This is a genomic window from Gemmobacter nanjingensis (genome assembly GCF_014652195.1).
GTDB classification, from domain to species: domain Bacteria; phylum Pseudomonadota; class Alphaproteobacteria; order Rhodobacterales; family Rhodobacteraceae; genus Gemmobacter; species Gemmobacter caeni.
Map to the genome: position 1 here is coordinate 41,832 of NZ_BMYI01000004.1, position 16,630 is coordinate 58,461.

The window sequence follows — 16,630 nt, forward strand, 5'->3', positions numbered from 1 at the left end:
AGGGAAGACAGAGATGAACACCACCACCGCGCTGAAGCGCGCGCTTTACGCATCCGTGGCATTTGGCCTTGCGACCGGCATGGCCACGGCCGAGGACTACAGCCAATACGGCATCAAGGCCGATGTTCCGGGCTTGTGCAGCTTCGAGGCGATCGACGCCAAGGACTACACGGGCCGCACGCTGAACATCATCACCCATGCGATCCCGGTGATCGGCGAGCCGACCGCCCTGCATGCCCGGCAGTTTCAGGAACTCACCGGCGCCACGGTCAATGTTGTGCATGTGCCCTTCGGCGATCTGTTCCAGCGCATCATGATCCCGTTCCAGACCGGACAGGCCGCCTATGACGTGCTGTTCTACGGCTCGCTCTGGCTTGGGGATTTCAACCCCTATCTGGCCGAGGTTCCCGCCGCCTATCAGGAGGTCGCGGGGATGAAGGAAGTCACGGAAACCTATCGCGGCATCGCCGGCTGGCAAGGCCGGATGCTGCAATACACCATGGATGGCGACCGCCATTACCTGAAATACCGCTCGGATGTGTTCTCGAACCCCGAGATGCAGGCGCTGTTCAGGGAAAAGACCGGGCGCGAGCTGACTGTGCCCGCCACCTGGGAAGACTATAACGAGGTCGCCTCGGTTTTCACCAACATGGATTGGGACGACGACGGCGCGCCGGATTTCGGCACCGCCGAAGTGACGAAGCGCGATGACCTGATGTTTTCCGCCTTCATCAGCCGGGTCGCGCCTTACGCCAAGCACCCGGATGTGAAGGGCGGGTTCTTCTTCGATCTGGAAACCATGACCCCGCTGGTCAACACGCCCGGCTGGGTGCGCGGGCTGGAACTGTTCGTCGCGGCGCAGGCCGCCATGCCGCCCGGAGGCACCTCTTTCGGGCTGGGGGACGAGATTTTCTCGTTCGGCGGCGGGCAGACGCTGATGTCCTACAGCTGGGACGATGCCTTCATCCAGGCGATGCAGGAGGACAGCCCGATCCGCAACAAGGTGGCGGCCGCGATCCTGCCGGGCGCGAAAGAGGTGTGGAACCGCAAGACCGGCCAGTGGGATACATTCGACGAGCCCAACCGCGTCGCCTATGTCACCTGGGGCTGGACCTCGGCGGTGGCGAAGGACAGTGCCAATCAGGACATGGCCTTCGACTATCTGTGCTTCTTTGCGAACGAGGCCAATACGCTGGCCGATCTTCAGATCGGGCGCTTCGGGATCAACCCCTATCGCGATACCCATTTCGACCCGGCCTTCTACGAGACGGAAATGGGTTGGGATGCCGCAGTGGCGGAAACCTATACCGCAACGCTGAAGGGCATCGACACTGCGCCGAACCAGGTTTTTGACCTGCGCGTGCCGGGGGTGGGCGAGTTCATGTCGTCACTTGCCGCAGGGGTGGCCCGTGCGCAATCGGGCGAACAGTCGCCGCAAGAGGCGTTGGACGGCGTGGCCGCCGAATGGACCGCCATCGTCGACCGCATCGGCGCCGACCGCGTGCGCGAGGCCTATGCCAACGTCGTGGCGCTGGAAGACCGCTGAGCGCATTCGCCCGGAGGGCCAGACCCGGCCCTCCGCCCGCCCGTCCATGCCCGAGACCGCCATGTATCGCCAGAAATACATCTTCCTGCTGCCCGGCCTTCTGGTGCTGGTTGCGGTGATCCTGTTCCCGCTGATCTTCACCATCCGCGTCAGCTTTTCGTCATGGGATGTCTACAATCCCGGCCTGAACAATGCGGGCGGCGCGATGTATGCCCGGCTCTGGGACGACAGCCGCTATTGGGAGGCACTCTGGCGCCTCTCTCTGCTTAGCCTGTCAACGGTGCTGATCCAATATGTACTGGGGTTCGCGCTGGCGCTGCTGGTCTGGCGAGACATTGCCGCGCGGCGCTTCCTGCGTGTGCTGTTTCTGGTGCCGATGATGACAACCCCGGTGGTCATGTCGGTGATCTGGCGCACGATCTTTCACGAAAGCCTCGGTCCGCTGAACCCGATCCTCGAAGCCCTTGGCATCGGCGCCCAGCCCTGGCTGTCACAGGCCACCCATGCCTTCGCCGCAGTGATGATCGTCGAGATCTGGCAATGGACGCCTTTCATGTTCCTGTTGCTGCTGGCGGGGCTGCTTTCGCTGCCGTCCGAACCGTTCCTGGCCGCCAGGGTCGACGGGGCGGGGCCGGTGCGGACCTTCCTGTCGGTGACCTTCCCGATGATGGGCGCGATCTCGGTCGGGGCCATCCTGATCCGCGCCATCGAGGCGTCAAAGATCATGGAAACCGTTTATGTGCTGACCTCGGGCGGGCCGGGCACCGCGACCGAAACCGTCAGCTATTACATCTACATCCGGGGCATGCGCGATTTCCAGATCGGCTACGCTGCCGCGCTGTCGCTGACCTATCTGGTCATCATGGCCGTGGCGCTGACCCTGATCGCCAAGGCGCTGATCCGCCTGATGGTGCGGGAGGCGCGGGCATGAGAACGCTTTACCTCGCCCTGAAATATCTGGCCGTCACGCTCTGGTCCGGTTTCGTGATCTTCCCCTTCCTCTGGATGCTGACCACCAGCTTCAAGACCGCCAATGGCGTGACCGGCGGCGCCACATGGCTGCCATGGCTGCAATACCAGCCCTCGCTGGGTGGCTGGCAGTCGCTGTTCGGCGGCGCAGGCGGGGTCAATATCGTCAGACCCTATCTGAACTCGCTGGTCGTGACGCTGAGCGGATCGGCCATCGCGCTGATCCTTGGCACCCTGGCCGCCTATGGCCTGTCACGGTTCAGCTTTCGCGCCGGGCCGATCCGCAATGGCGACATCACCTTCTTCTTCATCAGCCAGCGCATCATGCCGCCCATTGTTCTGGCGATCCCGTTCTTCCTGATGCTGCGCTGGCTGGGGCTGCTCGACAGCCTGCCGGGGCTGATCCTGATCTATGTTGCGCTGCTGATGCCGATTGCGGTCTGGGTGATGGTGGATTTCTTCAACACCATTCCGCGCGGTCTGGACGAGATGGCCTGGATGGACGGCTGCCCCCCGGTCACCACCTTCCTCCGTGTCATCCTGCCCAATGTGATGCCGGGCCTCGTGGTGGCGGGGATGTTCTGCCTGATCTTCGGCTGGAACGACTTTTTCTTCGCTTTCACGCTGACCTTCACAAAGACGCAGCTTCTGCCGGTCTCCATCGTGGCGCTGAACTCGTCGGTGACGCCATGGTGGGCGCTGTCGGCAGCGGCCATCGTCTCGGTCGCGCCGCTGGCGGTGCTCGCCGTCGTGGTCGAGCGCTTCCTGTCGCGCGGCGGTCTTGCCGGGGCGGTGCGCTGATGCTGGTGCTGCGCGATCTATCCCTGACCGAGGGTGGCGTGCCGCATCTGGCGGCGGTCAGTGTCGAGGCTGAGCCGGGGCGGATGACCACCCTGCTGGGCCGCACCGGGGCGGGCAAGACCACGCTTCTGCGCGCGGTGGCCGGGCTGGTGCAGCCGCAATCGGGCCAGATTTCACTAGCGGGTAACGACTGGTCACGCCTGCCACCCTGGCGGCGCCCGGTGGCCATGGTCACCCAGCAATTCATCAACTACCCGCATCTGAGCGTGCTGGACAACGTGGCCTTTCCGCTGATCCGGCGCGGTGAACCGCGCGAGGCCGCCCGCGAGGCCGCGGCTGCAATGCTGGGGCGCGTCGGTCTGGCGCAGATGACCGGGCGGCGTCCGGCGGCGCTTTCGGGCGGGCAGCAGCAGCGTGTGGCCATTGCCCGCGCACTGGTCAAGCGCGCGCCGGTGCTGTTGCTGGACGAGCCTTTCGTCAATCTGGATTACAAGCTGCGCGAAGGGCTTCGCGAGGAGCTGGCAGAGCTTTTGCGCAGCCAGAGCGACACCGTGGTGCTTTATGCCACCACCGACCCGCGCGAGGCACTTCAGATGGGCGATTGCACCGTGCTGATGGCCGAGGGGAGGGTTCTGCAAGCCGGGCCGCCTCGTGCCGTGTTTGGTGCCCCGGCCACGCTAGAGGCGGCGCGGGTGGTCAATGACCCGCCGATCAACCTGCTGGCAGCCGAAATCACCCAAAGCGGCCTTGTGCTGGATCATCTGGGGCCGCAATCCGCCGGGGCAACAGGCCGCGCCTTGCCGCCGGGGCGTTACACGCTGGCCCTGCGGGCCGAGGATATCCGCAGCGGCGGCCCCCTTCCCGCGCGCGTCGCCCTGACCGAGGTTTCCGGCTCGGAAACCGTCACGCATCTGGTGGCGGGGGGGCAGCCCCTTGTGATGCTGGAGCGGGCGGTGACCGATCACCGGCTGGGGTCCGAACTGGGCCTGATGCTCGATCTGGGGAAGGCGCTGGTCTTCGGTGCCAATGGCGCCCTGATCCCGAAAGGAGCCAGCCATGGCTGAGATCCGGTTGCAAGAGCTTGCCCATGCCTATGCCCCCGGTGCGCCTCATGCGCTGAAACCGCTGGACATGACCTGGCGCGACGGGGGCACCTATGCGCTGCTCGGGCCGTCGGGCTGCGGCAAATCCACCATGCTCAATATCATCTCGGGCCTGCTGCATCCCTCGGAAGGGCGGGTGCTGTTCGACGGGCAGGATGTCACCCGTCTGGGCACCGGCCAGCGCAATATCGCGCAGGTCTTTCAGGTGCCGGTCATCTATCGCTCGATGACGGTGGGGCAGAACCTTGCCTTCCCGCTGGTCTGCCGGGGCGTCCCGACCCCGCGTATCCGCCAACGGGTGGAGGCAATTGCCGAACGGCTTGGCCTCACACCACTGTTGAAACGGCCCGCCAATGCCCTGACGGCCGATCAGAAACAACTCGTTTCGCTGGGCCGTGGGCTTGTACGCGAGGATGTGGCCGCAATCCTGCTGGACGAGCCGCTGACCGTCATCGATCCGCAGATGAAATTCGAGCTGCGCCGCATCCTCAAGGAAATCAACGCCGAATTCCGGGTGACCATGGTTCTGGTCACGCATGACCAGACCGAGGCGATGACCTTTGCCGAAGAGGTGATCGTGATGAACCATGGCGAGGTGGTGCAGGCAGGCCGCCCGCGCGATCTGTTCGAACGACCGGCCACCACGCATGTCGGCCATTTCATCGGCTCGCCCGCCATGAATTTCCTGCCCGCGCTGGCCGTCGCGGGGTGGGCCGTCGTGCCGGGCACCGGCTTGTCGCTGCCGCTGCCGGACGGGCTGCCCACAGATGGCCTCGTGCTGGGTTTCCGGCCGGAGCACGCGCGGCTTTCGGGCGCAAGCGGCACCATGCAGGGCCGCGTGGCGCGGCTGTGGTTCGAGGGGCTGGACGAGATCGTGGCCCTCTCCCACCCGGCGGGGGAGGTGCGGCTGCGGGCACCGGCCGGGCTGGGGCTTGCCCCCGGTGACACCGCCGCCTTCACCCTGCGCGACAGCGCGCTGCGGCTTTATCGCAACGGGCGCCTTGTCGCCTGATTTACCGGAAAGGAGCATCCCATGGCCAAGGCCATCCACAGCATGATCCGCGTTCTTGACGAGGAGCGCACGCTGAAGTTCTACGACGAGGCCTTTGGCCTGAAACCCGCCGCCCGGCTGGATTTCGACACGTTCACGCTGGTCTACCTTTCGAATGCCGAAAGCAGCTTCGAGCTGGAGCTGACCATCAACAAGGGCCGGACCCAACCCTATGACCTTGGCGACGGCTACGGTCATCTGGCGGTGTCGGTGCCCGATGTGGCTGCCGAACACAGCCGCCTGACCGCCCTTGGACATGCCCCGCGCAAGATCGTCGACTTCGCCCCCGGCGGCGAGGTGATCGCGCGGTTCTTCTTCATCGCCGATCCCGACGGCTACCAGATCGAGGTGCTGGAACGGGGCGGTCGCTACCTTTGACCCAACCCCGCCGGGAGGAGCGGCGGGGCACTCAGCCAACAGCAAGGAGGACACCATGACCACCAAACCGAACTGGCGCGGGATGACCCGCCGCCAGCTGATTGCGCGCAGCTTTGCGGCGGGCACTACGCTGATCGTCGGCGCCGGCTTCGTTGCCGCGCCGAATGCGGCCTGGGCTTATGAGGCGGCGGCACTGAAGCCCGAAACGCTTGCCACGCTGATCCGCATGGCGCGCGACATCTATCCGCATGATCACATCGGCGATGCTTTCTATGTCACGGCGGTGAAAGGCTATGACACCGCCGAAACCGCGGCCGAGATCGAGGCGGGCATCGCCGCGCTGAATGCCGCAGCACAGGGGGCGGGCCATGCCAGCTATCTGGATGCCGCATGGGAGGATGACCGCGTGGCCCTGCTGCGCGGGATGGAGAAATCCGCCTTCTTCCAGAAGATCCGGGGCGGGCTGGTGACCGGGCTCTACAACCAGAAAGAGCTGTGGCCGCTGTTCGGCTATGAAGGCGAGTCCTTCAGCCAGGGCGGCTACATCGACCGTGGCTTCGACGACATCGACTGGCTGTAAGGAGAACAGGACCATGGTTGCGAAATTCGACCTGAATGACGACTCGGTCGTCCTGATTATCGGCACCGGCGCAGGCGGCGGGGTGCTGGCCAACGAACTGGCGCAAAAGGGCGTCAAGGTGGTGGCGCTGGAAGCGGGCGGGCGCTATCTTCCCGAGGATTACATCAATGACGAATGGGATGCTTTCGGCCAGCTGTCATGGCTCGATGCGCGGACCACTTCGGGTGACTGGCGCGTGGCACAGGATTTCTCGGGCCTGCCCGCCTGGATCGTCAAGGCTGTCGGTGGCACCACGATCCACTGGGCCGGGGCCTCGCTGCGGTTTCGTCCGCATGAATGGAAGGCCCGCACCACCTATGGCCATGTCGCGGGTGCCAATCTGCTGGACTGGCCGATCGACGCCGAGGAAATGGCGCCCTGGTATGAAAAAGCCGAGGCCAAGCTGGGCGTGACCCGCACCGGCAATTTCCCCGGCCTGCCCGGCAACAACAATTACAAGGTGCTGGAAAAGGGCGCGCTTGCCCTGGGTTACAAAGAGGTCTCCACCGGGCGCATGGCCATCAACTCGGTCGAGAATGATGACCGCCCGGCCTGCCAGCAGACCGGCTTCTGCTTCCAGGGCTGCAAATGGGGCGCGAAATGGTCGGCCGCCTATACCGATATCCCGAAGGGCGAGGCCACCGGCAATCTTGAGGTGCGGTCCAATGCGCAGGTGCTGCGCATCGAACATGATGAAAACGGCCGCGTCACCGGCGCGCTTTATGCCGACAAGGAGGGCAACCAGCATTTCCAGAAGGCGCGCGTGGTCTGCGTTGCGGGCAATTCCATCGAAAGCCCGCGTCTGCTGCTGAACTCCGCCTCCGAGATGTTCCCGGATGGTCTTGCCAATTCCTCGGGTCAGGTCGGGCGCAACTACATGCGCCATGTCACCGGATCGGTCTATGGCGTGTTCGAAAAGCCGGTGCGGATGTGGCGTGGCACAACCATGGCGGGGATCGTGCAGGACGAGGCCCGGTTCGACCCGTCGCGCGGTTTCGTCGGCGGCTACGAACTGGAAACCCTGTCGCTTGGCCTGCCCTTCATGGCGGCCTTCCTCGATCCCGGCGGCTGGGGGCGTGGCTTCACCTCGGCCATGGATGATTACGAACGGATGGCGGGGATGTGGATTGTCGGCGAGGACATGCCGCAGGAAACCAACCGCATCACGCTGTCCTCGACGGTGAAGGACCAATATGGTCTGCCCGCACCCAATGTGCATTTCGATGATCACCCGAATGACATCGCGATGCGCAGTCATGCCTACCGGCAGGGCGAGGCGATCTATCGTGCCGCCGGCGCCACCCGCACCTTCCCGACACCGCCCTATCCGTCCACGCATAACCTTGGCACCAACCGGATGTCGGAACATGCGCGCGACGGTGTGGTGAACCGTCATGGCCAGACCCATGACATCGCGAACCTGTTCATCTCGGATGGCAGCCAGTTCACCACCGGCGCGGCGGAAAACCCGACGCTGACCATTGTCGCCCTCGCGATCCGGCAGGCAGACCACATTGCGGCGGAACTGTCGCGGCAGAACCTGTAGGTCAGCACAGCCATCCTCTTCCGCCTGTCCAGTGGCGGAAGGGGCGCGGGCAAGCCGGTTCACCCTTTGGGGTGCCGGCTTGCCTTGCCATGCCGCCCCGGGACCGGGCACCTGTCAGCCGATCCAAGACCAAAGTGGAATGGCACGGTTCGGGCACTCTGCTAGCCTTGGTCAGCCATCGGCACAGAGGAGGATGACATGGCCTGGAAGAAACCGACCCTGAAGGAAGTTGCCTGCGGCATGGAGATCAACATGTACGGTCCCGCCGAGGATGACCGTCGTTCCGACGACGTGATCTGACCCGGCGATGATCGTCCGGACGCTCGGCGCGGGGGCTGGTGGCGGGCTGCCGCAATGGAACTGCGGCTGCCGCAACTGTGCCCTTGCCCGGGCGGGCGCGATCCCGGAAATGACGCAGTCCTCGGTCGCCGTTTCCCCGGACGGCGACCGCTGGATCGTCCTGAATGCCTCGCCCGACCTGCGCGCGCAACTGGCTGCCGCGCCGCCGCTGCATCCGCGCGGGTTGCGCGACACACCCATCGCGGCGGTCATCGTAACCAATGCCGATGTGGATCATGTGGCGGGTCTGCTGACACTGCGCGAAAAGACCGGGTTTGACCTCTGGGCCACATCGGGTACCCGCGCCGATCTGGCGGCGAACCCTATCTTTGGCGTGCTGGACCCAACGCTGGTGATCCCGCGCACCATCGCACTGCATCAGCCATTCGAGCCCCTGCCCGGCCTGCAGGTCACCGCCTATCCTGTGCCCGGCAAGGTCGCATTATATCTGGAGGGGGCTGCGCCCAATACCCGGATGCTGGGCGAACAGACCATCGGCCTGCGGATCGAAGCCAAAGACCGCGTGTTTCACTACATCCCCGGCTGCGCCGAAGTGACCGACGATCTGGTCGCACAATTGGCCGACGCCGATCTGCTGTTCTTCGACGGCACCGTCTGGCGTGATGACGAAATGCCCGCCAGCGGCACCGGCGCCAAAACCGGCGCGCGGATGGGCCATATCGCAATGTCCGGCCCCTCGGGCAGTCTGGCACGGCTGGCCGGGCTGCGGGCGCTGCGCCGCTACATTCATGTGAACAACACCAATCCCGCGCTCGACCCCGCCAGTGCCGAACGCGCCGCCCTGCGTGCCGCCGGGTGGGAGATCGTTCAGGATCAGGAGGAGATCCGCCCATGACCGACCAGAGCCCGAACCCGCAGGCCTTCGAAGCCCGTCTGCGCCAGATCGGCGCCGAACGCTATCACGACCGCCACCCGTTCCATCATCGCCTGCATGGCGGCCAATGCACGATGGACGAGGTGCAGGCCTGGGTCATCAACCGCTGGTATTACCAGTCGCGCATTCCGATGAAAGACGCGGCCTTCATGTCGCGCTGCACCGACCCGCAGTTGCGCCGCAACTGGCGCAGCCGGATCGAGGATCACGATGGTGGCGAAGCTGAGGGCGGCGGCATCCGGCGCTGGCTGAAACTGGCCGAGGGGGTGGGGCTGGACCCTGATTACGTCGCCTCGGGGCGCGGCGTGATGCCCGCCACGCGCTTCGCGGTGGATGCCTATGTGCGTTTCGTGCGGGACGAGCCGCTGATCGCGGCCATGGCCTCGTCACTGACGGAACTGTTCGCGCCTGCCATCCACGGCCAGCGGATCGAAGGGTTGCTTGCGCATTACCCCTTCGCCAATCCCGAAACCACCGCCTATTTCCGCCACCGTCTGACCGAGGCGCCGAAGGACGTGGCCTTCACCCTGCGCTGGGTTCTGGATCACGCCACCAGCCGCGCCGATCAGGAGGCCGCCGCCGCCGCACTGACCTTCAAGACCGAGGTGCTTTGGGCGCAGCTTGATGCGCTTTGGCATGGCTATGTCGAAGGCAGCATCCCGCCCGGCGCCTGGCGCCCCGGTGAGGGACAGTTGCAATGAGCGCCGACCCGCTGGTACTGCTGCCGCGCGGGGTTCGGCTGCATGACGACCGCGTGCGGGGACGGCCCGTCCTTCTGGGGCCGGAACGGGCGCTGATGCTGGATGACATTGCCCATGCCATCCTGACCGAAGTCGACAACTGCAGCCGCGAAAGCCAGATCGTCACCCGTCTGGCTGCGCGCTTTGCCGCGCCCCAGGCCGAGATTGCCGGGGATGTGCATGAGTTCCTGAGCGATCTGCGCGACCGGCGGCTGGTGGATCTGCTGCCATGAGCGCCATTCCCCCGCCGATCTCCATGCTGGCCGAGTTGACGCATCGCTGCCCGCTCGCCTGCCCTTATTGCTCCAACCCTCTGGAATTGCTGAAATCCGATGGCGAACTGCCAACGGAAACCTGGGCCGGTATCTTTCGTCAGGCCGCGGACCTTGGCGTGTTGCAACTGCACCTTTCCGGGGGCGAACCCGCCGCGCGCCGCGATCTGGCTGATCTCGTTGGCGCGGCGCGCGAGGCGGGTCTTTACGTCAACCTCATCACCTCTGGCATCGGGCTGACCGAGGCGCGGCTGGATGCGCTGGAGGCGCGCGGCCTCGATCATGTGCAACTGTCGCTGCAAGGGGCGAGTGCGGCGGTGGCGGACCGGATCGGCGGCTACACCGGGGGATTTGACCGCAAGATGGCGGTGGCGCACAGCATCGCCCGGCGCGGCCTGCCGCTGACAGTGAATGCGGTGATGCACCGGCACAATCTGGACCAGCTGCCTGAGGCGATTGCGCTGGCGGCCGAGCTTGGCGCCCGGCGGATCGAAGTCGCCTGTGTGCAGTTCTATGGCTGGGCGCTGAAGAACCGCACCGCCCTGCAACCCAGCCGCGCACAGGTCGCGGCCGCCAAGGTCACGGTGGAGGCTGCACGCGACACCTATAAGGGCCGCATGCAGATCGACTTCGTGCCGCCCGATTATTATGCCGATTATCCCAAGGCCTGCATGGGCGGCTGGGGGTCTACGGGTCTGAACATCGCGCCCGACGGGACGGTGCTGCCCTGCCATGCGGCGCAGACGATTCCGGGTCTCAGCTTCCCGAAGGTGACCGACCTGCCGCTGGCTGATATCTGGTACCGCAGTGACGCTTTCATGGCTTTCCGCGGCACCGATTACCTGCCGGACATCTGTCAGGGCTGCGCGCGGCGGGACCGGGATTTCGGGGGATGTCGCTGTCAGGCGATGGCGCTGGCAGGAGATGCCCGCGCGGCTGATCCGGTCTGCCGCCATTCGCCGCACCGGGGGCTGGTGGACCGGCTGCTGGCCGAGGCGGATGACCGGCCACTGGAAACCACCGATTTCACCTATCGGCGCTAGCGCGTCAGTGCCCGAGAGCAGATCCGCTTCACCCCGCTCATCTGGAAACAATGCGCAGGAATATCTCGCAGCGCGGTGCCGCTGGCCTGTCTGACGCCCGGAAGGCGGGAACGATACTGAACACAAACATGCAAATGAAAAAACGGGCGCACAACTGCGCCCGTTTCCGTCATGGCTGTGGCACGCGGGGCAACCCTGCGTGCCATGAAGACCTCAGAAGAAGCCCAGCTTGTTGGGGTTGTAGCTGACCAGCATGTTCTTGGTCTGCTGATAATGGTCCAGCATCATCTTGTGCGTTTCGCGCCCGATGCCCGACTGCTTGTAGCCACCGAAGGCTGCATGGGCCGGATAGGCGTGGTAGTTGTTCACCCAGACGCGGCCTGCCTCGATGGCGCGGCCAAAGCGATAGGCGCGGGTGCCGTCACGGGTCCACACACCGGCGCCGAGGCCGTACATCGTGTCATTGGCGATGGCCAGCGCCTCAGCCTCGTTCCTGAAGGTGGTCACGCTGACGACGGGGCCAAAGATTTCTTCCTGGAACACCCGCATCTTGTTGTGGCCCTTCAGGATGGTCGGCTGGATGTAGAAACCTTCCGCCAGATCGCCGTTGAAGCGCGCGGCATCGCCACCCACCAGCACCTCGGCGCCTTCATCACGGCCGATTTGCAGGTAGGACATGATCTTGTCATGCTGCATCCGCGAGGCCTGCGCGCCCACCATGGTGGCCATGTCGCGCGGGTCGCCCTGCTTGATCGCCTTCACGCGGGCGATGCAGCGGGCAATGAATTCCTCGTAGATGTCTTCCTGGATCAGCGCGCGCGATGGGCAGGTGCAGACTTCGCCCTGGTTGAAGGCAAACAGCACAAAGCCTTCGACCGCCTTGTCAAGGAAGGCATCATCCTCGGCCATCACATCGCTGAAGAAGATGTTGGGCGACTTGCCGCCCAGTTCCAGCGTCACCGGGATCAGGTTCACCGTCGCCGCTTCCATGATCTTGCGGCCCGTGGCCGTCGATCCGGTGAAGGCGATCTTGGCGATGCGGTTCGACCGCGCCAGCGCGTCGCCCGCTTCGGCACCATAGCCGTTCACGATGTTCAGCACGCCCGGCGGCAGCAGATCGGCGATCAGTTCGGCGAGCACCAGAATGGCCGCCGGGGTCTGTTCGGCGGGCTTCATCACGATGCAGTTGCCGGCGGCCAGCGCGGGCGCCAGTTTCCACGCCGCCATCAGGATCGAGAAGTTCCACGGGATGATCTGACCGACGACGCCCAGCGGCTCGTGGAAGTGATAGGCCACGGTGTCATGGTCGATTTCCGACATGGTGCCTTCCTGGCTGCGCAGGACACCGGCAAAGTAACGGAAATGGTCGATCGACAGCGGAATGTCGGCAAAGGTCGTCTCGCGGATCGGCTTGCCGTTGTCCCAGGTTTCGGCCGCGGCCAGCAAATCAAGGTTGGCTTCCATCACATCCGCGATCTTCAGCAGGATGTTTGACCGATGCGCCGCCGAGGTCTTGCCCCAGGCGTCTTTCGCGGCATGGGCGGCGTCCAGCGCGGCATTCACGTCGGCGGCATCCGAACGGGCCACTTCGCAGACCTTCGCGCCGGTGATCGGGGTAATATTGTCCATGTAGCGCCCCGCCACCGGGGGCACGAAACGTCCGCCGATGAAATTGTCATAGCGGGATTTGAAGGGCGAGACCGTGCGGAAATCGGCCTGTGTCATCTGGTTCATGCTGTTCCTCCTCCGAAGCCGCCTCCTTGCGGCCATGGGGAAAGCATGGGGTCTGGGGATGAGTCGGTCACCGGGGGCACGAAGGTTCGCGCCGCCCGACTGTCTCAGGTTTGAGACAGTCGGGGCGCGTAAATCTCAGGTCCGGCCCAGCTTGCGGTGCATGGTCGCGCGGCTCAGCCCCAGCGCACGGGCGGCGGCGGAAACATTGCCCGAGGCACGCGCCATTGCCCGGTTCAGCACGGCGCGCTCGGCATCTTCCAGCCGTTCATGCGCTTCCAGCTGCACCAGATCAGCCAGCGGGCGCGGCATGGCAGACAGATCGCCCCTCAGCCCCAGATGGGTGCGCGCCGCTCGGGTGGCGCCGATCACCAGATCATCGGCATCCACCGCCAGCACCGCCCCCTGCCCCTGATCCAGGCCCGGCACCAGCACCATACGGGCGCGCGGGAAATGATCGCGGAACAGATCCGTCTCCATCTTCCGGGCCGTATCGCCAACGGTATGGGCAATCAGCGAGGCCACCGCCTCGGGCAGGTCGGCGCGGGCGGTGGAAACGTCGATCACCGCCACCAGCCGTCCCTGCGCATCATGCACGGGCGCGGAGGAACAGGACAGGCCGGTGTTATGGGCCAGAAAATGCTGATCACGGTGGATGGTCACTGCCCGCCCCTCGGCCAGACAGGTGCCGATGCCATTGGTGCCCAGTTCCGCTTCGGACCAGTTGGCGCCGGTCCAGAGACCGGAGTCGGCAAAATCGCGGTCATCGCCCGGATTGCCGCGCCGGTCCAGCGCCACGCCTTCGGCATCGGCCAGCACGACGCAGGCGCCAAGACCGCCGACGATCTGGAACAGCCGGTCCAGATGCGGCGCGGCCAGCAGCGGCAGCGGCCCGAGCCGGTCACGGGCCTCCGCCAGCTCGGCCTGTGTCAGGCGGGGCACCGCATGGCGGCGGGTCGGGTCCAGCCCGTGCAGATGCGCCGACCGCGCCCAGGAGGCCGCGATGGCGGATCGGGCCGCCTGCCCGTTGGCAAGCGCCACCTCGATCCTTTGCAGGTGGCGGGACAGGGATGTCTGCATCTGCGGTCCTCCGGGGCGTCGGCTCTGCCGATCCTTCCCCACAGAAGCACCCATCCCGCCTGTCCGCAACGCGACCAAAGGCGCAGTTGTGCCGGATCAGGCGCTTTTGCGCTGAACCGTGCCGGTCAGGTTCGCCACCAGATCCCCTGGCAGATCCGGCTCCGTAACCAGCGCCGGAACAAGACCGATCCCCTCGCGTTTCGCGCGGTAGACCAGCGCGCTGGTGCGGTCATAGCCCAGATCAAGGCTCAACCGGGTGGCCAGCGCGAGGCTGCCTTCAAACAGCGCGCGGCAACGGTCGGCATCCGCCACGATCCCGTCAACGCAGCGCGTGCGGAAGGTGTTGGCCGCGTTTTCCATCAGGCTCAGCGACTCAAGCAAACGGCACAGCATCACAGGTTCCATCGCGTTCAGCTGCAATTCACCCGCCTCGGCTGCCATCGTCACCGTCACATCATTGCCGACCACCGCATAGGCCACCTGATTGACCATCTCGGGGATCACCGGGTTCACCTTGCCCGGCATGATCGACGATCCGGCCTGTACCGGCGGCAGGATGATTTCGCCCAGACCAGCGCGCGGCCCGCTGGACAGCAGCCGCAGATCCGAGGCGATTTTCGACATTCGCAGCGCGGCGGATTTCAGTGCCGCCGAAAACTGCACCAGCGCGCCCTGATCGTAGCCCGCGGCGAACAGGTCGTCTGCGCCGGTCAGATCAAAGCCCGAGATTTCCGACAGCGCGGCAATGGCGCGGGCGCGATACCCTTCAGGTGCCAGAATACCGTCACCAATGGCTGTGCCACCCAGATTGATCACGCGCAGCCCTTCGCTTGCGGCGGTGATCTGGCGCACGCTGTCGGCCAGCGTGGCAGCAAAGGCAGCAAATTCGGTGCCAAGGCTCATCGGCACCGCATCCTGCAACTGGGTACGGCCAACCTTGGTGATCCCGGCGAACTCTGTCGCCTTGTTGCGGAACGCCAGCGCCAGCACCTCCAGCGCGGTGGTCAGCGCCCGCGCCCGGTGCAGCAGCGCCAGCCGGATTGCCGTGGGATAGACGTCATTGGTGGATTGCGAATGGTTCACATCGTCGTTCGGATGCAGGTAGCGGTACTCGCCAAAGCCATGCCCCATCGCCCGCAGGCCCAGATTGGCGATGACCTCATTGGCGTTCATGTTCGACGAGGTGCCCGCGCCACCCTGAATCAGATCAACCACGAAATGATCGTGGTGCTGGCCCGCGATGATCTGGTCGGTGATGGCAGTGATGACCTGCGCCTTTTCCGGTGCCAGGACCCCCAGTTCCAGATTGGCCCGCGCGGCAGCCTGCTTGACCATGGCGAGGGCACGCACGAATTCCGGCTCGTCCTTCAGGCGGCTGCGCGAAATCGGAAAGTTCAGGACGGCGCGGGCGGTCTGCGCCCCATAGGCCAGATCATCGGCGATTTCGACGACGCCAAGCTGATCCCGTTCGACACGCATGGAAGTTCTCCGTTGTTGCTGTGCCAAGGATGTCGCGGCGCTGTCTTTTGCGGAAATGCCGTTGATACATTTATCATGCCTTTTTTGCATGATGCCTTTTCGGTATGATCAATGCCGAAAAGGGCAGGGAGCATGCAATGGAACTGGTCTGGCTGCTGGATTTCGTGACGCTGGCAGAATGTTCGGTGTTCTCGCGCGCGGCGGAAATCCGCAACGTGACGCAACCTGCCTTCACCCGCCGCATCAAGAAGCTGGAATATGCGGTGGGAACGGTGCTGTTCGACCGTTCCGTGCATCCGGTTACGCTGACCCCGGCGGGTGAGAAATTTCTGCCGGTGGCGCAAAGCCTGATCTTTGAATGGGAAACCGCGCGGGCCGAGCTTGCGGGGGCGGGCGAGGCGCGGGCGGGTATCCGCATTGCCTGCCTGCAATCGCTGAGCGTGGCCTATGTGCCTGTTTTCCTGCGCAATCTGTACGATCATGGTGCGCGGCCGCGGTTCCGGGTCTTTGCCGATAATTTCGCCGGATGCGTGGATGCCGTGACCTCCGGTTCTGCCGATGTGCTGATCTGTTATTCGCATGACACGATTTCCACCGGCAGCTTCCTGCCGGGCAAGACGGTCTGCCCGCTGGACCGCGACCGCCTGATCCCGGTGTCGAAGGCCATGGCCGGGCAGGCGCTGCATGGGCTGGACGGGGGAAACATCCCCTTCCTGTCACCGGGGCCAGGCAGCTTTCTGGGGCGGCTGACCCGCACGATCCTCGCCCGCAACGGCGACGCGCTGTCGCTGGATACGGTTTATGAGGACAGTATCGGCGCCGCGCTGAAAACTGCCGTGATCGAAGGGCTGGGTATTGCCTGGCTGCCCGAAAAGCTGGTCGCGGCGGAACTGGCCAGCGGGGCGCTGGCCGATCTGTCGCGCGACATGCCGCAGATGGCCGAGCCGATCGGGATTACCGCCTATCGCAACGCCCATGCCACCAGCCCGCAGGTCGAACGGTTCTGGTCGCGCCTCGTCAGCAGCAGCACGGGCTGAG

The 16,630-nt window shown here is 65.0% G+C and carries 17 protein-coding genes; 14 read left to right on the forward strand and 3 right to left on the reverse strand.

What is annotated here, in order from left to right; genetic code table 11:
* The first annotated feature begins 13 nt into the window (after nt 1-13).
* The 13 genes from IE126_RS09195 (at nt 14) to pqqE (ending at nt 11,302) form a co-directional block, all read left to right on the forward strand.
* The gene (locus IE126_RS09195) at nt 14-1,546 is read left to right on the forward strand and encodes an extracellular solute-binding protein (protein ID WP_189380770.1); all 1,533 of its coding nucleotides are present in this window, start codon (nt 14-16) and stop codon (nt 1,544-1,546) included.
* A 61-nt stretch (nt 1,547-1,607) separates the two neighbouring features.
* The gene (locus IE126_RS09200) at nt 1,608-2,477 is read left to right on the forward strand and encodes a carbohydrate ABC transporter permease (RefSeq protein WP_108129208.1); all 870 of its coding nucleotides are present in this window, start codon (nt 1,608-1,610) and stop codon (nt 2,475-2,477) included.
* Complete coding sequence (locus IE126_RS09205) at nt 2,474-3,316, forward strand: carbohydrate ABC transporter permease (RefSeq protein WP_189380771.1); 843 nt, start codon at nt 2,474-2,476, stop codon at nt 3,314-3,316. The genes IE126_RS09200 and IE126_RS09205 overlap by 4 nt, the downstream gene beginning before the upstream one ends.
* Entirely contained in the window at nt 3,316-4,380 is a 1,065-nt protein-coding gene (locus tag IE126_RS09210) for an ABC transporter ATP-binding protein (protein WP_189380772.1), read from the forward strand. The genes IE126_RS09205 and IE126_RS09210 overlap by 1 nt, the downstream gene beginning before the upstream one ends.
* Entirely contained in the window at nt 4,373-5,431 is a 1,059-nt protein-coding gene (locus IE126_RS09215; RefSeq protein WP_189380773.1) for an ABC transporter ATP-binding protein, read from the forward strand. Before IE126_RS09210 ends, IE126_RS09215 begins: the two co-directional genes overlap by 8 nt.
* A 21-nt stretch (nt 5,432-5,452) precedes the next feature.
* Complete coding sequence (locus tag IE126_RS09220; protein WP_054302903.1) at nt 5,453-5,848, forward strand: VOC family protein; 396 nt, start codon at nt 5,453-5,455, stop codon at nt 5,846-5,848.
* Nucleotides 5,849-5,903: 55 nt separating this feature from the next.
* Nucleotides 5,904-6,428 (forward strand): twin-arginine translocation pathway signal, encoded by a 525-nt coding sequence (locus IE126_RS09225; protein ID WP_054302902.1) that lies wholly within the window; start codon nt 5,904-5,906, stop codon nt 6,426-6,428.
* A gap of 13 nt (nt 6,429-6,441) precedes the next feature.
* The gene (locus tag IE126_RS09230) at nt 6,442-8,013 is read left to right on the forward strand and encodes a GMC family oxidoreductase (RefSeq protein WP_189380774.1); all 1,572 of its coding nucleotides are present in this window, start codon (nt 6,442-6,444) and stop codon (nt 8,011-8,013) included.
* A gap of 198 nt (nt 8,014-8,211) precedes the next feature.
* Nucleotides 8,212-8,313 (forward strand): pyrroloquinoline quinone precursor peptide PqqA, encoded by a 102-nt coding sequence (gene pqqA / locus IE126_RS09235; protein WP_054302900.1) that lies wholly within the window; start codon nt 8,212-8,214, stop codon nt 8,311-8,313.
* A gap of 7 nt (nt 8,314-8,320) precedes the next feature.
* A complete protein-coding gene (pqqB, locus tag IE126_RS09240) occupies nt 8,321-9,208 on the forward strand; it encodes a pyrroloquinoline quinone biosynthesis protein PqqB (RefSeq protein WP_189380775.1) in 888 nt (295 codons plus the stop codon).
* Nucleotides 9,205-9,948, forward strand: coding sequence for a pyrroloquinoline-quinone synthase PqqC (gene pqqC, locus IE126_RS09245; RefSeq protein ID WP_189380776.1), 744 nt, complete (start codon nt 9,205-9,207; stop codon nt 9,946-9,948). The genes pqqB and pqqC overlap by 4 nt, the downstream gene beginning before the upstream one ends.
* Nucleotides 9,945-10,220, forward strand: a complete 276-nt coding sequence (pqqD, locus tag IE126_RS09250; RefSeq protein WP_189380777.1) for a pyrroloquinoline quinone biosynthesis peptide chaperone PqqD — start codon at nt 9,945-9,947, stop codon at nt 10,218-10,220. Before pqqC ends, pqqD begins: the two co-directional genes overlap by 4 nt.
* Nucleotides 10,217-11,302, forward strand: coding sequence for a pyrroloquinoline quinone biosynthesis protein PqqE (gene pqqE, locus IE126_RS09255; RefSeq protein WP_189380778.1), 1,086 nt, complete (start codon nt 10,217-10,219; stop codon nt 11,300-11,302). The genes pqqD and pqqE overlap by 4 nt, the downstream gene beginning before the upstream one ends.
* A 213-nt stretch (nt 11,303-11,515) precedes the next feature.
* Here pqqE and exaC read toward each other — a convergent pair whose 3' ends face one another.
* The 3 genes from exaC to IE126_RS09270 form a co-directional block, all read right to left on the reverse strand.
* Nucleotides 11,516-13,036 carry an acetaldehyde dehydrogenase ExaC gene (exaC, locus tag IE126_RS09260; RefSeq protein ID WP_054302895.1) on the reverse strand — a complete coding sequence of 507 codons (1,521 nt, stop codon included), beginning with the start codon at nt 13,034-13,036 and terminating at the stop codon, nt 11,516-11,518.
* A gap of 135 nt (nt 13,037-13,171) precedes the next feature.
* A complete protein-coding gene (locus IE126_RS09265; protein WP_189380779.1) occupies nt 13,172-14,113 on the reverse strand; it encodes a GAF domain-containing protein in 942 nt (313 codons plus the stop codon).
* Between the two features lie 96 nt (nt 14,114-14,209).
* Nucleotides 14,210-15,592 (reverse strand): aspartate ammonia-lyase, encoded by a 1,383-nt coding sequence (locus IE126_RS09270; RefSeq protein ID WP_189380780.1) that lies wholly within the window; start codon nt 15,590-15,592, stop codon nt 14,210-14,212.
* A 137-nt stretch (nt 15,593-15,729) separates the two neighbouring features.
* Between IE126_RS09270 and IE126_RS09275 the strand changes: the two genes are divergently transcribed.
* Entirely contained in the window at nt 15,730-16,629 is a 900-nt protein-coding gene (locus tag IE126_RS09275; protein ID WP_189380781.1) for a LysR family transcriptional regulator, read from the forward strand.
* Nucleotide 16,630: the final 1 nt, after the last annotated feature.

Bases quoted from the DNA above. Each gene is read 5' to 3' on its own strand.
- IE126_RS09195 (WP_189380770.1), top strand. From the start codon at position 14: ATGAACACCACCACCGCGCTGAAGCGCGCGCTTTACGCATCCGTGGCA.
- IE126_RS09200 (WP_108129208.1), top strand. From the start codon at position 1,608: ATGTATCGCCAGAAATACATCTTCCTGCTGCCCGGCCTTCTGGTGCTG.
- IE126_RS09205 (WP_189380771.1), top strand. From the start codon at position 2,474: ATGAGAACGCTTTACCTCGCCCTGAAATATCTGGCCGTCACGCTCTGG.
- IE126_RS09210 (WP_189380772.1), top strand. From the start codon at position 3,316: ATGCTGGTGCTGCGCGATCTATCCCTGACCGAGGGTGGCGTGCCGCAT.
- IE126_RS09215 (WP_189380773.1), top strand. From the start codon at position 4,373: ATGGCTGAGATCCGGTTGCAAGAGCTTGCCCATGCCTATGCCCCCGGT.
- IE126_RS09220 (WP_054302903.1), top strand. From the start codon at position 5,453: ATGGCCAAGGCCATCCACAGCATGATCCGCGTTCTTGACGAGGAGCGC.
- IE126_RS09225 (WP_054302902.1), top strand. From the start codon at position 5,904: ATGACCACCAAACCGAACTGGCGCGGGATGACCCGCCGCCAGCTGATT.
- IE126_RS09230 (WP_189380774.1), top strand. From the start codon at position 6,442: ATGGTTGCGAAATTCGACCTGAATGACGACTCGGTCGTCCTGATTATC.
- pqqA (WP_054302900.1), top strand. From the start codon at position 8,212: ATGGCCTGGAAGAAACCGACCCTGAAGGAAGTTGCCTGCGGCATGGAG.
- pqqB (WP_189380775.1), top strand. From the start codon at position 8,321: ATGATCGTCCGGACGCTCGGCGCGGGGGCTGGTGGCGGGCTGCCGCAA.
- pqqC (WP_189380776.1), top strand. From the start codon at position 9,205: ATGACCGACCAGAGCCCGAACCCGCAGGCCTTCGAAGCCCGTCTGCGC.
- pqqD (WP_189380777.1), top strand. From the start codon at position 9,945: ATGAGCGCCGACCCGCTGGTACTGCTGCCGCGCGGGGTTCGGCTGCAT.
- pqqE (WP_189380778.1), top strand. From the start codon at position 10,217: ATGAGCGCCATTCCCCCGCCGATCTCCATGCTGGCCGAGTTGACGCAT.
- exaC (WP_054302895.1), bottom strand. From the start codon at position 13,036: ATGAACCAGATGACACAGGCCGATTTCCGCACGGTCTCGCCCTTCAAA.
- IE126_RS09265 (WP_189380779.1), bottom strand. From the start codon at position 14,113: ATGCAGACATCCCTGTCCCGCCACCTGCAAAGGATCGAGGTGGCGCTT.
- IE126_RS09270 (WP_189380780.1), bottom strand. From the start codon at position 15,592: ATGCGTGTCGAACGGGATCAGCTTGGCGTCGTCGAAATCGCCGATGAT.
- IE126_RS09275 (WP_189380781.1), top strand. From the start codon at position 15,730: ATGGAACTGGTCTGGCTGCTGGATTTCGTGACGCTGGCAGAATGTTCG.